Origin of the sequence: Kineothrix sp. MSJ-39 (genome assembly GCF_018917935.1) — a bacterium.
Classification (GTDB): Bacteria; Bacillota; Clostridia; order Lachnospirales; family Lachnospiraceae; genus CAG-194.
Genome location: NZ_JAHLPN010000015.1, coordinates 51034 through 64571, shown reverse-complemented (window position 1 = coordinate 64571; position 13538 = coordinate 51034). Strand labels below are relative to the sequence as shown.

The 13538-nt window shown below is 44.3% G+C and carries 14 protein-coding genes and 1 pseudogene; 12 read left to right on the top strand and 3 right to left on the bottom strand.

The genetic code is table 11. The annotated features are described in order from the left end of the window. The first annotated feature begins 244 nt into the window (after positions 1-244). The 3 genes from KQI22_RS10290 to KQI22_RS13990 are packed head-to-tail and all read left to right on the top strand — an operon-like array spanning position 245 to position 2337. Entirely contained in the window at positions 245-736 is a 492-nt protein-coding gene (locus KQI22_RS10290; protein ID WP_216551994.1) for a pyridoxamine 5'-phosphate oxidase family protein, read from the top strand. A 59-nt stretch (positions 737-795) separates the two neighbouring features. Then, positions 796-1764: a GNAT family N-acetyltransferase gene (locus KQI22_RS13865; protein ID WP_253293600.1), complete on the top strand. Its 969-nt coding sequence runs from the start codon at positions 796-798 to the stop codon at positions 1762-1764. 30 nt (positions 1765-1794) lie between these two features. Continuing rightward, complete coding sequence (locus KQI22_RS13990) at positions 1795-2337, top strand: DapH/DapD/GlmU-related protein (RefSeq protein WP_216551992.1); 543 nt, start codon at positions 1795-1797, stop codon at positions 2335-2337. A gap of 122 nt (positions 2338-2459) precedes the next feature. Here KQI22_RS13990 and KQI22_RS13960 read toward each other — a convergent pair whose 3' ends face one another. Beyond that, on the bottom strand, positions 2460-2879 hold the full coding sequence (locus KQI22_RS13960; RefSeq protein ID WP_442905255.1) for a methyl-accepting chemotaxis protein: 420 nt from the start codon (positions 2877-2879) through the stop codon (positions 2460-2462). 48 nt (positions 2880-2927) lie between these two features. Further along, positions 2928-3071, bottom strand: a pseudogene (locus KQI22_RS14160) (PocR ligand-binding domain-containing protein); the annotation flags it as partial. Positions 3072-3389: 318 nt separating this feature from the next. Here KQI22_RS14160 and KQI22_RS10270 point away from each other — a divergent pair. The 4 genes from KQI22_RS10270 (at position 3390) to KQI22_RS10255 (ending at position 7339) form a co-directional block, all read left to right on the top strand. Beyond that, positions 3390-4121, top strand: coding sequence for a TraX family protein (locus KQI22_RS10270; protein ID WP_216551991.1), 732 nt, complete (start codon positions 3390-3392; stop codon positions 4119-4121). A 44-nt stretch (positions 4122-4165) separates the two neighbouring features. Next, positions 4166-5761 (top strand): MBL fold metallo-hydrolase RNA specificity domain-containing protein, encoded by a 1596-nt coding sequence (locus tag KQI22_RS10265; RefSeq protein WP_216551989.1) that lies wholly within the window; start codon positions 4166-4168, stop codon positions 5759-5761. A gap of 24 nt (positions 5762-5785) precedes the next feature. Then, positions 5786-6634, top strand: coding sequence for a thymidylate synthase (gene thyA / locus KQI22_RS10260; protein WP_216551987.1), 849 nt, complete (start codon positions 5786-5788; stop codon positions 6632-6634). A gap of 216 nt (positions 6635-6850) precedes the next feature. Further along, the gene (locus KQI22_RS10255; RefSeq protein ID WP_216551985.1) at positions 6851-7339 is read left to right on the top strand and encodes a dihydrofolate reductase; all 489 of its coding nucleotides are present in this window, start codon (positions 6851-6853) and stop codon (positions 7337-7339) included. On the opposite strand, the gene KQI22_RS10250 is transcribed toward KQI22_RS10255, so the two are convergent. Then, positions 7336-8427, bottom strand: a complete 1092-nt coding sequence (locus KQI22_RS10250) for a GGDEF domain-containing protein (protein ID WP_216551982.1) — start codon at positions 8425-8427, stop codon at positions 7336-7338. The genes KQI22_RS10255 and KQI22_RS10250 overlap by 4 nt on opposite strands. 580 nt (positions 8428-9007) lie before the next feature. Here KQI22_RS10250 and KQI22_RS10245 point away from each other — a divergent pair. From KQI22_RS10245 to KQI22_RS10225, 5 genes are all read left to right on the top strand, one after another. Next, entirely contained in the window at positions 9008-10033 is a 1026-nt protein-coding gene (locus KQI22_RS10245; protein ID WP_216551980.1) for a branched-chain amino acid aminotransferase, read from the top strand. A 172-nt stretch (positions 10034-10205) separates the two neighbouring features. After that, entirely contained in the window at positions 10206-10583 is a 378-nt protein-coding gene (locus KQI22_RS10240; protein WP_216551978.1) for a GntR family transcriptional regulator, read from the top strand. Next, positions 10583-11287 (top strand): ABC transporter ATP-binding protein, encoded by a 705-nt coding sequence (locus KQI22_RS10235; protein ID WP_216551976.1) that lies wholly within the window; start codon positions 10583-10585, stop codon positions 11285-11287. The genes KQI22_RS10240 and KQI22_RS10235 overlap by 1 nt, the downstream gene beginning before the upstream one ends. Beyond that, the gene (locus KQI22_RS10230; RefSeq protein ID WP_216551974.1) at positions 11281-12090 is read left to right on the top strand and encodes a hypothetical protein; all 810 of its coding nucleotides are present in this window, start codon (positions 11281-11283) and stop codon (positions 12088-12090) included. Before KQI22_RS10235 ends, KQI22_RS10230 begins: the two co-directional genes overlap by 7 nt. Before the next feature lie 79 nt (positions 12091-12169). Beyond that, a complete protein-coding gene (locus tag KQI22_RS10225) occupies positions 12170-13405 on the top strand; it encodes a peptidoglycan-binding domain-containing protein (protein WP_253293599.1) in 1236 nt (411 codons plus the stop codon). The last annotated feature ends 133 nt before the right edge of the window (positions 13406-13538 follow it).

Here is a 13538-nt window from a genome sequence, read left to right as displayed (position 1 = left end):
ATTCCCTCTGCGGATATGGATCATGAAGAAGGTAATTAGACAAAACGATATAGCCATCTACTGGTTAGAAAAAGAAAATCCCTTCTTCTTAATTTGTCCTTGACAAGGGGTACATTTTAAGGAACTGATCATCAAATGGTTGCAAAAGGGAAAAACAATTGCTGAAATTGCTGAGGATTTAGATAAAACAGAGGCATATGTACAGAACCTAATGAAACAGATATAGATATAAGGAGGTCGGCAAATGAGAAGAAAAGACAGAGAAGTGACCGGTTTTCCGGAAATCGTGAAAATCGTAGAGCAGTGTGAGATCGTGCGCTTGGGGCTTTCGGACGGAGAGTACCCATATATCGTGCCAATGAATTTTGCTTATGAAGTGGAAGGAGAGCAGCTTTATCTGTATGTCCATGGGGCAATGGCAGGCAGGAGATACGAGCTGCTCACACAAAATCCGGTATGCAGCTTTGAAATGGACAAGCCGCTTTATATGGACTGCATTACGGAAATGAAAGATGTTACCATGCGGTATCTGTCAGTAATGGGGAAGGCAACGGTAACTTTTTTAGAGGGAGAAGATAAGAAAAGGGCAGTCGATGATGTGATCATGGCAAGGCACGAAGAAACAAAGCATTTTGTATATAATGAAAGTGCACTGCCAAGGACTGCGGTATTGAAGCTGACTGTAACAGCGATCAGCGCAAAGGCGAATCGTGCCAAGGACGGAGCAGATCTGTAAGAACGGACAGACCAGATACGAAAGAAGAAAGGTAAAGCAGGAAGGATATAGAGTTACATATGTTAAAAATCAGAGAAGCAACCATACAGGATATAGAAAGTCTCATGCATATTTATGAAATTGCAAGAGAGACGATGCGGCAGAGCGGAAATCCCCATCAGTGGGGAGCGAATTTTCCACCAAGGGAATTGATAGAAGAGGATATAGAAAAACACAGATGTATGGCGGTCTGTGAAGGAGATGCCATACATGGTGCGTTTGCACTTTGCAGAGGCGAAGATCCGACTTATGGATATGTAGAAGGCGGAGAATGGCTGAATGATGCTTCTTATGTGACGATGCACCGCGTGGCAAGTGATGCAAAGGTACATGGATTGTTTGCAGCAATGGTAAACTATTGTAAATCGATCAGTGATAATGTCCGGATTGACACACATGAAGACAATCAGATCATGCATAAGGTGATCATGCGGAACGGTTTTGTAAAGTGCGGTATTATTTATTTGTTAAACGGAGAACCACGTGTGGCTTATCACTGGGCTAAGTACAGGATTGGGCAGGCAGATGCGGGGGATAAAGAGAAAATCTTGGCATTGTATCAGATGCAGCTTGGCAGAGAATGCTGTGCGTGGGATGACCAGTATCCGGGCATGAAGGAGATAGAATTTGACCTGTCAAGAGACGCCCTTTTTGTGATGAAAGATGAGATGGGCGAAATCGTTGCATCCATTTCAATCGATGAAGATGATGCGGTTAAAAAACTTACCTGTTGGAAAACTGATCTGCAGCCGGGCGGAGAGCTGGCAAGGCTTGCGGTGCATCCGGCTTTGCAGAATAAAGGGATTGCGAGAGAAATGCTGAAGCATGGTATGCGGGAGCTGAAAAAACGCGGCTATCAGAGCGTTCATTTTCTGGTCAATAAAGGAAATCAGAAAGCACTGAGATCGTATGCTGTATTTCAATTTCCGCTGGTAGGAGAATGTGAGATGTTTGGACAACCGTTTTTCTGCTATGAAAGTAAGCTGTAGGAAACGGGATAGAAAAGGAGACACGGTATAATGGAATGGGAAAGAGTCGATCTGAGAGTTATGACGCCTGAGCTTGAGGCAACGTGGGAAGAGTCGAAACGCAGTGAGCAGCTCTGCTTCCGTATCAATACGACAATGCCGGAAACAGAGGAATACAATGCACTGGTAAAGGAACTTTTTAAAGGCAATATCGGAGAGGGAAGTAAGGTAAGACAGGGTGTCCATATCAATATGGGCGATCATGTGAAGATCGGAAATCATGTGTCTATCATGTACAATTTTGTGTGTATGTCCAGAGGCGGACTGACGATCGAGGACAATGTCAGCATTGCGGCAAATACCCAGATCCTGACAAATAATCATGATGAAAAAGAACACAGGGTTCTGCTCTGTAAGCCTGTGGTTATCCGAAAAAATGCGTGGATCGGTGCAGGTGCCACGATATTACCGGGGGTAACGATCGGGGAAAATGCGATCGTTGGTGCAGCAGCAGTAGTGACAAAGGATGTACCTGCAAATGCGGTAGTTGTAGGTAATCCGGCAAGAGTTCTGAAAACAGTAGACGTGGAATAGAGAACATGAACAGATAGAAAACGGAACAAGAGAGAAATGCAATAAGAGAAAAATGGAGGCGTTTGAAAAACGAAAGTTTTTTCAAACGTCTCCATTTTTATGCTGCCATGATGAATGAAAAATTAAATAACCGGATGTTCCGGTGCGGAAATCTTTTCTACGAGATCTGCCATGTCCGTCATCGTATCCTTGATAGCAGTGTTGATCTCATCGGATACGCTTGCCAGTTTTCCAACTTCATCCGCTACAACGGCGAATCCTTTACCGGCCTCGCCTGCTCTGGCCGCTTCAATGGAAGCGTTCAGTGCAAGCATACGCTGTTTGGATTCGATCTTATCCAGGGCATGTGATTTCTCGATAATAGCATTGATCAGAGAAGAGAGGGTATCAATACTGTCTTTGTAGGTCTGCAGTCTGGTATTTAACTGAGAAGTCTCATACTGGTTGTTGATCGCCAGAGTAAGCAGGGAGTAAAGGATCTGAACAGATGCGGCGGGATCGTCCGTATAATCTGCCGGAATGCCATAGAGCATGGATCCGATAGGGTCTTCTCCGAGGGAAAGCTCCGTTAAGGCATCTTCAGCATGGTAAGTACTGCAGGATTCCGGAATCGCAGCTGTCAGACAGTTGCCATCCAGGTCGGTAATGGCAGCGGAAAGCCCTGTCAGACTGCTCCAGTCTTTGATGAAGGTCTGTAATTGTGCTATGTTTGCAAAATCGGTTAATTTTTTCATGTGTTTTGTCCTTTCTATAAGTTCACGAATTTTTCATCGGCTGTCTGTGCATGAAAGGCTGATAGAAAAATCTATCAGCAGATAGGATAATTATAGCAAATATGTACAAAAAATGATACGATTTTTTGAAAAAATTATGTAGAAAATACAAAAACAAATTTGTGACATTTGATAGGACTCCGTCAGGTGGTTCCGCTTTATAAATCAGATGGAGTATGTTAAAATAGAAATAACAATTCAGAACAGATGGTTCTGAAGCTTGTAAGACAGGTATATTTATTAAAGACAGATAGTTGAAAGAAGAGAAGGAATCGTGCCATGCCACAGGAAATATCGGAGAAAGAACATGGATTATCGGGCAGCACATTGAAGTATATCGCGATCATTACAATGTTGATTGATCATTTCGGAGCGGCTTTTTTTATTGTTTTCACGTCATTTTATGCGGGAACTGCCAGCTTTGCACAGGCGGATCTCCTGTATCGGATCATGCGTGGAATCGGACGGACGGCGTTCCCTATTTTCTGTTTTGTATTGGTGGAAGGACTGTATCATACGCATGATGTAAAGCGATATCTGCTGCGGTTGTTTGCATTTGCACTGCTCTCGGAAATTCCCTTTGATCTTGCTTTTTCCGATCAGATTCTGGAATTCGGGGCGCAGAATGTGTTTTTTACCCTGTTTCTGGGACTGCTGGCGACTGCACTGATCCGGTGTATCATGGAGAAGCAGGGCTGGGATATGCCATTGAAACTGTCACTTTCCGTTCTGATCGGGATTGCGGCAATATGGGCTGCCTATTTCCTGAAAACGGATTACAGCGGGCTGGGGATCCTGCTGATCCTGATCTTTTATGTATTCAGATCGGACAGAGTCAAGGCATGTGTGATCGGTTATATCAGTATGACGTGGGAGTATTTGTGCTTCCCGGCATTTATCTGTATCTATTTTTATAACGGCAAAAAGGGAAATGGAAATAAATGGTTCTTTTATCTGTTTTATCCTGTGCATCTGCTTCTTCTGTATGCACTGCGGATGGTGATCAGGTAAAGGAATGGGGCGAATCATACACTACAAATAAGGGAGGAATAGGCATGAAACTGAAATTTATTGGGGCGGATCATGAGGTAACGGGAAGCTGTCATTATCTCGAAGCGTGCGGTAAGCATATTCTGGTTGATTACGGTATGGAACAGGGAGAAAATGTATTTGAAAACGTGGATCTCCCGGTACAGGAATCACTGATCGATTATGTGCTTCTGACACACGCACATGTGGATCATTCCGGTATGCTGCCACTTTTGTATGCAAGAGGCTTCCGGGGACAGATCTTTATGACGGATGCGACAGCGGATCTGTGCAGCATCATGCTTCGTGACTGTGCGCATATACAGATGCAGGAAGCGGAGTGGAAGAATAGAAAGGCAAAGCGCTCCGCCAATATGGAAGCGGTAGAGCCGGTTTACAAAATGGAAGATGCGGATGGTGCGATCCGGCAGATCGTTCCGTGTCATTATGATACAATGATCACATTATGTCCGGGCATCCAGATCCGTTTTACGGATATCGGACATCTGCTCGGATCTTCCAGTATCGAGGTCTGGATCTCCGAAAACGGTGTTTCCAAAAAGCTTGTATTTTCCGGTGATATCGGAAATACAGATCAGCCTCTGATCAAGGATCCGAAGCCAACAAAGGATGCGGATTATGTCGTTATGGAATCAACTTACGGCGACCGGTTACATACAAAAGAAAAGCCGGATTACGTCGGGGAACTTGTTAAGATCTTAAAGGAAACATTTGACAAAGGCGGTAATGTGGTCATTCCGTCCTTTGCAGTCGGCAGAACACAGGAAATGCTGTATTTCCTGCGAAAGATCAAGGCAGAAGGACTGGTGGAAGGGTATCCTGATTTCCCGGTTTATGTCGACAGCCCGCTGGCAGTAGAAGCGACCGGAATTTTCCAGAAGAACATATATAGCTGCTTTGATGAGGAAGCTATGGCACTTGTAAAGCAGGGAATTAACCCGATCAGTTTCCCGGGACTTCGCCTTTCCATCACAAGTGAAGAATCAAAAGCGATCAACTTTGAAGATACGCCGAAGGTCATTATTTCTGCTTCCGGTATGTGTGAGGCAGGTCGTATCCGCCATCATTTAAAGCATAATCTGTGGAGACCGGAATGTACGATCCTGTTTGTGGGATATCAGGCGATCGGAACACTGGGACGCAGTATAGTGGACGGTAAAAAGGAAGTTAAGTTGTTTGGCGAGTCCATCGAGATCCGGGCAAGTATCAAAAAGCTGGAAGGATTATCCGGACATGCGGATAAGAACGGGCTGATCGGCTGGCTCCAGAAGTTTGAAAAGAAGCCAGACAGAGTCTTTATCGTACACGGCGAGGATGCAGTCTGTACGGCTTTTGCAGAGTGTCTGAAGCATGAATACGGCTATAGCACCTATGCTCCGTACAGCGGAACAGAAGTAGATCTTGTGACAGGTGAGATCACCTACGAGGCTGAAGGCATTCCGGTTAAGAAACGTAAGATTGCATCCGATGTATTCAGCAGACTGCTTGCAGCAGGTCAGAGACTTCTGGCGGTTATTCAGCATAATGAAGGCGGAACCAATAAGGATCTGGCAAAATTTACGGATCAGATCAATGCCCTGTGTGATAAATGGGACAGATAAAATAAAAGAAAGAGATATGGCATCATGACAAAAGCAGATAAGATATTTATTGATATGTGTCAGGATATCCTGACAAACGGAACGAGTACGGAAGGAGAAAAAGTAAGACCACACTGGGAAGACGGTACAAGTGCTTATACAATCAAAAAGTTTGGCGTGGTCAACCGTTATGATCTGTCGGAGGAATTCCCGATCATGACACTGCGCCGGACGGCACTGAAAAGTGCCACGGATGAAATGCTCTGGATCTGGCAGCAGAAATCCAATAATATCCATGATCTTCACAGCCATGTCTGGGATGAATGGGCTGATGAAAACGGCTCCATCGGAAAGGCATACGGCTATCAGATGGGTGTCAAACATCAGTATAAAGAAGGCATGATGGATCAGGTGGACAGAGTAATCTATGATCTGAGAAACAATCCGTTCAGCCGTCGTATTATGACCAATATCTATGTGCATCAGGATCTGCATGAAATGAACCTGTATCCGTGTGCATACAGTATGACTTTTAATGTGACGCAGAAGCCGGGCGATGATAAACTGACACTGAATGCGATTCTGAACCAGCGTTCACAGGATGTGCTTGCGGCTAACAACTGGAATGTTGTGCAGTACGCAGTACTGATGCATATGTTGGCACAGGTATGTGATATGAAGGTGGGAGAGCTTGTGCATGTGATTGCAGATGCGCATATTTATGACAGACATGTACCGCTGATCAAAGAACTGATCTCACGTGAGGGCTTTGCAGCACCGAAATTTCACTTAAATCCGGATATCCATGATTTTTACCAGTTCACCAGAAATGATGTCAGTCTGGAAGGATACGAAACCGGCCCACAGATCACCGATATACCGATCGCCATTTAAGCGCACATAGAGAAAAACAAGCACTTGCGAAGCAAGTATTTGTTTTTCTTGTGCGCTTAACGAGCAAACTGTCTGCAAAGCAGACGGAAAGCGCCGTAGGCGCGGGTTTGCGAGTGTAATATAAGGACAGAAAAAACAAGCGCTTGCGAAGCAGACGGGAAGCGCCGCAGGCGCGGATTTACGAGTATAAGAATAGAAAACGAAAAGAGGAGCAACATGAAACTAATCGTAGCAGTAGACAGTAACTGGGGGATCGGACTGAGAAATGCCCTTCTTGTGCATATCCCGAGTGATATGAAGTTTTTCCGCAGTGAAACAATGGGCAAAACGATCATTATGGGAAGAAAGACACTGGAAAGTTTTCCGCAGGCACAGCCGCTTGCCGGCAGAAACAATATTGTGATCACAAAGGATCCGGCTTATCGGGTAAAGGGAGCGGTTGTGGTACACAGCATTGAGGAAGCGATAGAAGAAAGCAAAAAATATGATACGGATGTGTATTGTATTGGCGGAGAAAGCGTTTACCGTCAGCTTCTGCCCTATTGTGATGAGGCCTTTATCACAAAGATCGATCATGCTTACGAGGCAGACAGCTTTTTCCCGAATCTGGATGAAATGCCGGAGTGGGAAATGACGGAAACAAGTGATGAACAGACTTATTTTGATTTGGAATATACTTTTACCAAATACGAAAAAAAGCATTAAGCAACAATCTGATTTCTGCCGGAGGTTTTACCACGGTATAATTTCTCATCAGCACGTGTAATGATGGCATCGATGGATTCGGTCATACTGTATTCTTCGATGCCACCTGTTATTGTCAGGTGCAGACTCACATCTTTAAACGTAAATTCCTGTTCGGCAATACGGGCTCTGATCTGATCCAGCAGCTTGTATGCACGATCCAGATCTGTATTTTCAAAAGTCAGCAGAAATTCCTCACCACCCCATCTTGCGACCTGTCCTTTTCCATCCATACTGCTTTTTAACATATAAGAGAGTGATTTAAGGACATAATCGCCCATGCCATGTCCGTGTTCATCATTGACATGTTTGAAAAAGTCAATATCCAGAATTGCCACACAGAAGTTCATATGGTGCTTGACATACTGCTGGGAAAGGGTGGAAAGGTGCTGCGTCATGGCACGTCTGTTCCAAAGAGATGTCAGAGTATCCGTAGAAGCCATCTGCTCCAGCTTTTTGTTATATTGCAGGATTTTGGCTTCAGATGCCATAAATTTCTGATAATAAGCATACGCTACATAAGAAAAGGCAAGCGTGGAAAAACAGATGTTAAAGACCAGAATAACCAATGCGATATGACCATTGATCTCAGCCTGCAGCGGCAGATAGCCCTTTAAAATGGCAAGTGCATTCAGATAAATCGCCATAAATACGGAGTATCGGATCTTTTTCCGGATCGGGATATTTAAACTGAAGAAGTAAACCATGATCGTGATAAAAGCCGTGGGAGCAAAGAAATACTTCCAGCCGACACGAATTGTCAGCAACGTAAGCACTGCCAGGATCGAGAAGATATAAAGCAGTGTACCAAGCTTGATGCGTGCTTCATAAGTACAGATCAGGGATGCGAGGATCAGACCGATACAAAATACAACGCCAAGGCAGCTGTAAATATATCCTGCATAAGCAAGTATGATTGTCAGTAATATATAATGAAGCAGGCTGATACAGGAAAGATAGCGCACCAGAACCGCCAGATTGTTGGATTCCGCACCTGCTGCAACATCTTTTTCCATTAATTTTATATAATTGGTCCATAGTTTCTTCATGATGATACCCCGTTTATGTAAGCTGCGCGTGGTGATGACCGGATAGAGGCTATAACCTGCTGCGCAGGTTATTTGGTCGCATATTTGCTGTGCAAATATGTGACAAGACTCGCAAATCCGTGCTTCGCACTCTACATCCGCTTCTCTGAAGCGAATATTTGCTCGTTAATAAGCACAAAGCTCACGAATCCCGCGCTGCGCGCTTCTCATCCTGCTACGCAGGATATTCGACAGGACTCGTGAACCCCGTGCTACGCACTTTAGTGTCTGCTGCGCAGACGGTTCACTCGTTAATAAGCACAAAGCTCACGAATCCGCGCTGCGCGCTTTGCATCCTGCTACGCAGGATATTCGTTCGCTAATGACGCAAGAAAAACAAATGCCAGCTCTGCTGGCGCTTGTTTTTCTTTTGCGTTCATTACATTATATCATAACACTGGGCTATGTTCTATATAAAATAGTGTTCTATCTGAAATGGTTGACAGTATAAAAAAAGCAGTGGTAAACTATATTGATATAGGGCGGAGATATCGCCGGGTGCAGCATCGTGTGGTGACTGCAAAGGAAAGGAAGCGTACTTATGGAAAAGAAAAATATCGACTGGTCAAATCTCGGATTCGGTTATGTGCAGACAGATAAGAGATTTGTGGCAAACTTTAAAGACGGTGCATGGGACGAAGGTACATTGACAGAGGATCCGAATATCGTGCTGAATGAGTGTGCAGGTGTTCTGCAGTATGCACAGACAGTATTTGAAGGGATGAAGGCTTATACGACAGAAGATGGAAGAATCGTTACATTCCGTCCTGACTTAAACGCAGCCCGTATGGCAGATTCCGCTAGAAGACTGGAAATGCCTGTATATCCGGAAGATAAATTTGTAGAAGCAATCGTAAAGACAGTAAAGGCAAATGAAGCATATGTACCACCTTACGGATCAGGTGCAACGCTTTATGTTCGTCCATATATGTTTGGCAGCAACTCCGTTATCGGTGTAAAGCCTGCTGATGAATATCAGTTCAGAGTTCTGACAACACCTGTAGGACCATATTTCAAAGGTGGTGTTAAACCTCTGACAATTAAGGTAAGTGATTTTGACCGTGCAGCACCACATGGTACAGGTCATATCAAAGCAGGTCTTAACTATGCAATGAGCTTACATGCAATCGTAACCGCACATCAGGAAGGCTATGATGAAAATATGTATCTTGATGCAGCGACCAGAACAAAAGTAGAAGAGACAGGCGGTGCCAACTTTATCTTCGTGACAAAGGACAACAAGGTTGTAACACCGAAGTCAAACAGCATCCTGCCATCTATCACACGCCGCTCTCTGATGTATGTTGCAAAAGAGTATCTTGGCTTAGAGGCGGAAGAAAGAGAAATCTATCTGGATGAAGTAAAAGATTTCGCAGAATGTGGTCTTTGCGGTACAGCAGCAGTTATCTCACCGGTTGGTAAGATCGTTGATCATGGCAAAGAGATCTGCTTCCCAAGCGGTATGGAAAAGATGGGACCTGTTACACAGAAATTATATGATACACTGACAGGTATCCAGATGGGCAGAATCGAAGCACCGGAAGGCTGGTTAAAGGTAATCGAATAGACCTGTCTGTTTTGGAAAATAAAATACAAAGAAAAGTGAGGAACCTTTGGCACTTGCGCCAAAGGTTCTTTTTTGTAAAAAAAATATTTGATACCCACTTGACAATTCAAAAAAATATTGTATGATTGTATTATATCAATAATACAGTAAGACAAAGAAAGGAGAATGCAATATGGCATGGAAACTGGATAATGACAGACCAATCTATGCACAAATTGTGGAAAAGATCAAACTCAGGATCATATCAGGTTTTTATCAGCCGGGCGGTAAGCTGCCGAGTGTGAGAGAGCTTGCTTTGGAAGCCGGTGTAAATCCCAATACAATGCAAAAAGCGTTTGCGGAGCTGGAAAACAGCGGTCTGCTCATCACGATGCGGACAAGCGGCCGGATGGTGACAGAGGATGAGGAGAGGATCAGTATGGTGAGAGAAACGATCGCAAAGGAAAAGATAGATGCATTTTTGCAGGACATGAGGGAACTGGGCTTTGACCCGGAGCAGTCATTTCTGCTGATCAAAAATAATGTGGAGCAAAAGAGGGAGGAAGAGTAATGAGCGCTTTAGTGCAATGCATGAATCTGACAAAATGCTATGTAAAAGGAAAGACACCTGCAGTTTCAGATCTGAATCTGACGATTGAAAGAGGTCATATCGTAGGGCTGCTTGGACCCAACGGAAGTGGTAAAACAACGCTGATCAAAATGATGAATGGGCTTTTGAAGCCGACAGACGGTGTGGTGCTGATCGGAGGATCAGAGCCGGGCGTAGAGACAAAAAAGCATGTTTCTTATCTGCCGGAACGGACATATCTGGAGGCGCAGAGAACAGTGGAAGATCTGGTGGATTTTTTTGCTGATTTCTATGAGGATTTCAAAACAGACAGAGCGTATGAGATGCTGCAATCTTTAAATATCCAGCCGGGCGACAGGTTAAAAACGCTGTCAAAAGGTACCAAGGAAAAGATCCAGCTGATTCTTGTGATGAGCAGGGATGCGGATCTGTATATTCTGGATGAACCGATCGCAGGCGTAGACCCTGCAGCAAGAGATTACATTATGAAGACTATTTTGAATAATTATAATCCGGAAGCATCCCTGATCATCAGTACACATCTGATCTCCGATATTGAGAGTATTCTGGATGATGTGATCTTTATCAAAAACGGTCAGCTTGTTCTGCAGGCTTCTGTGGACGAGATCAGAGAAAAACAGGGAAAAACGGTTGATGCATATTTCAGGGAGGTGTTTGCATGTTAAAGAAATTATTTGTACATGAATGGAAAGACTGCTGGCGTCTGGTCGGGCTTATGAATCTGATCGTAATCGGACTGACATTGATCGGAACAGTTGTTATGCAGAGTGATACATGGAGTTTTGCATCTGAAAATGCAGTAATACGACTGACAATGACCTTGTATGTCATGGCTTACATAGCATCGATAGCAGCCCTCAGTCTGGTAACGGTATTTTTCTTTTATAACAGATTTTATAAGAATCTTTATACGGATCAGGGTTATCTGATGCATACGCTTCCGGTTACACAGCATGAACTGATCTGGTCAAAAACATTTGTTGCACTGATCTGGCAGCTGATCGGCGGACTGGTCATGGTAATTTCCATCTTCAGCTTCTTCTTCAGCATGCTTGATCCCGCAGATAAGAAGAACTTTTGGAGTGATATGTTTGAGGGATTGTCAGAAATCCCGCGGACTCCGAGTGTTGCAGTGGTTATCATCCTTTTTGTACTGATCGCAATCGTATCTATGTTTATGAACGTTTTTATGGGATACGCGGCAATTAGTATAGGACAACTTTTCAAGAAGCAGAGGCTGCTTGGGGCGATCGGTATTTATATCGGACTTTATATGCTTCTGCAGATGGTATCTTCCTATTCAATGGTTTTTGTGAATTTTATTTCCATAGACACTTATTCCTATGAAAAGATGATGCAGACGATACTGACACTCCTGCTTGTGGTTCTTTTGGTGGAAGCAGCCGCAACGATAGCGTTCTACTTTATCAGTGCACATATCATGAAGAATCAGTTGAATTTGGAATAATGTAGCAGATAAGAAAGCCTTTGCATAAAATAAGAAAAAATGCAGAGGCTTTTTTATGCCCGAAAAGAAGGAAGGACCTATGCAGGATATGATAGACAGAGGTAATCTGTCACTGCAGGTAACAAGCACGATCGGACTTTTGCCGGTTGAAAATGCAAGGATCAGTATCTCTTATACAGGTGAGGACAGTGTGGTAGAGGAAATTACAACGGACAACAGCGGACGGACAGAAGCCGTTTCTCTGCCTGCACCGCCGCTGGAATGGAGTCTGGATGCAGAGCAGACAAACCGCCCTTATGCAGAACTGAATCTGCAGATCACAGCACCCGGTTATCAGCCGGTAACGATAGAAGGCAGTGAACTTCTGGCAGATGCAACTGCACTGCAGCAGGTGAGAATGGAACCGACGGAAGAGATGCAGCAGACAGAAGATATCGTGATCCCGGATCATACATTATATGGAGAATATCCGCCCAAGATCCCGGAGGAAGAGATCAAACCGATGGCGGAAACAGGAGAGATCGTATTATCCAAAGTTGTGATCCCGGAATACGTTGTGGTACATGACGGACCACCGACGGACAGCCGCGCAACAAACTATTATGTGAAGTATAAAGATTACATTAAAAATGTGGTGTCTTCCGAGATTTATGCGACATGGCCGGAGGCGACGATTTACGCCAATACGCTCTGTATCCTGTCGTTTACCTTAAACAGGGTTTTTACAGAGTGGTACAGAAACAAAGGGTACGATTTTACGATCACAAGCTCAACTGCATTTGACCAGAAATGGGTTTATGGAAGAAATATATACGAAAACGTAGACAGGATCGTGGACTCTGTTTTTGCAAATTACTTATCCAGACCGGGCGTAAAACAACCGATTTTTACTTCCTATTGTGACGGAAAACGCACAACCTGTAACGGACTGAAGCAATGGGGCAGTAAGTATCTGGGCGACGAAGGTTATTCTGCCATTGAGATCATCCGCTATTATTATGGGGAAGATATGTATATCAATACATCCGAAACGATTGCCGGTGTCCCGTATTCCTGGCCGGGATATGATCTGACGATCGGTTCTTCCGGGGAAAAGGTAAGACAGCTGCAGCGGCAGCTGAACCGGATCGCTCAGAACTATCCGGCGATTCCCAAGATCGATGTAGATGGTATCTATGGACCCAAAACGGTGGAAGCGGTCCGTACTTTCCAGAACATTTTTGATCTGCCAAAGACAGGTGTGACGGATTATGCCACCTGGTATGAAATATCGAATATCTATGTGGGCGTGACGCGGATCGCGGAACCGGTCTGACAGATACGGATGCGGATGCGCTCTGATCGGCAGTTGTCAAATGCACCGCATAAGTGCGTGCATTTGACGCTGTTTTTTGCGGTTATTATATGGTATAATGAGCCTGAAATACAACACGATCGAAAGGAAGGGC

Coding starts and splice junctions, on each gene's coding strand:
- KQI22_RS10230 (WP_216551974.1), top strand. CDS start 11,281: ATGTTAAAGAAATTATTTGTACATGAATGGAAAGACTGCTGGCGTCTG.
- thyA (WP_216551987.1), top strand. CDS start 5,786: ATGACAAAAGCAGATAAGATATTTATTGATATGTGTCAGGATATCCTG.
- KQI22_RS10235 (WP_216551976.1), top strand. CDS start 10,583: ATGAGCGCTTTAGTGCAATGCATGAATCTGACAAAATGCTATGTAAAA.
- KQI22_RS10225 (WP_253293599.1), top strand. CDS start 12,170: ATGCAGGATATGATAGACAGAGGTAATCTGTCACTGCAGGTAACAAGC.
- KQI22_RS10245 (WP_216551980.1), top strand. CDS start 9,008: ATGGAAAAGAAAAATATCGACTGGTCAAATCTCGGATTCGGTTATGTG.
- KQI22_RS10265 (WP_216551989.1), top strand. CDS start 4,166: ATGAAACTGAAATTTATTGGGGCGGATCATGAGGTAACGGGAAGCTGT.
- KQI22_RS13990 (WP_216551992.1), top strand. CDS start 1,795: ATGGAATGGGAAAGAGTCGATCTGAGAGTTATGACGCCTGAGCTTGAG.
- KQI22_RS10270 (WP_216551991.1), top strand. CDS start 3,390: ATGCCACAGGAAATATCGGAGAAAGAACATGGATTATCGGGCAGCACA.
- KQI22_RS10255 (WP_216551985.1), top strand. CDS start 6,851: ATGAAACTAATCGTAGCAGTAGACAGTAACTGGGGGATCGGACTGAGA.
- KQI22_RS13865 (WP_253293600.1), top strand. CDS start 796: ATGTTAAAAATCAGAGAAGCAACCATACAGGATATAGAAAGTCTCATG.
- KQI22_RS10290 (WP_216551994.1), top strand. CDS start 245: ATGAGAAGAAAAGACAGAGAAGTGACCGGTTTTCCGGAAATCGTGAAA.
- KQI22_RS10250 (WP_216551982.1), bottom strand. CDS start 8,427: ATGAAGAAACTATGGACCAATTATATAAAATTAATGGAAAAAGATGTT.
- KQI22_RS10240 (WP_216551978.1), top strand. CDS start 10,206: ATGGCATGGAAACTGGATAATGACAGACCAATCTATGCACAAATTGTG.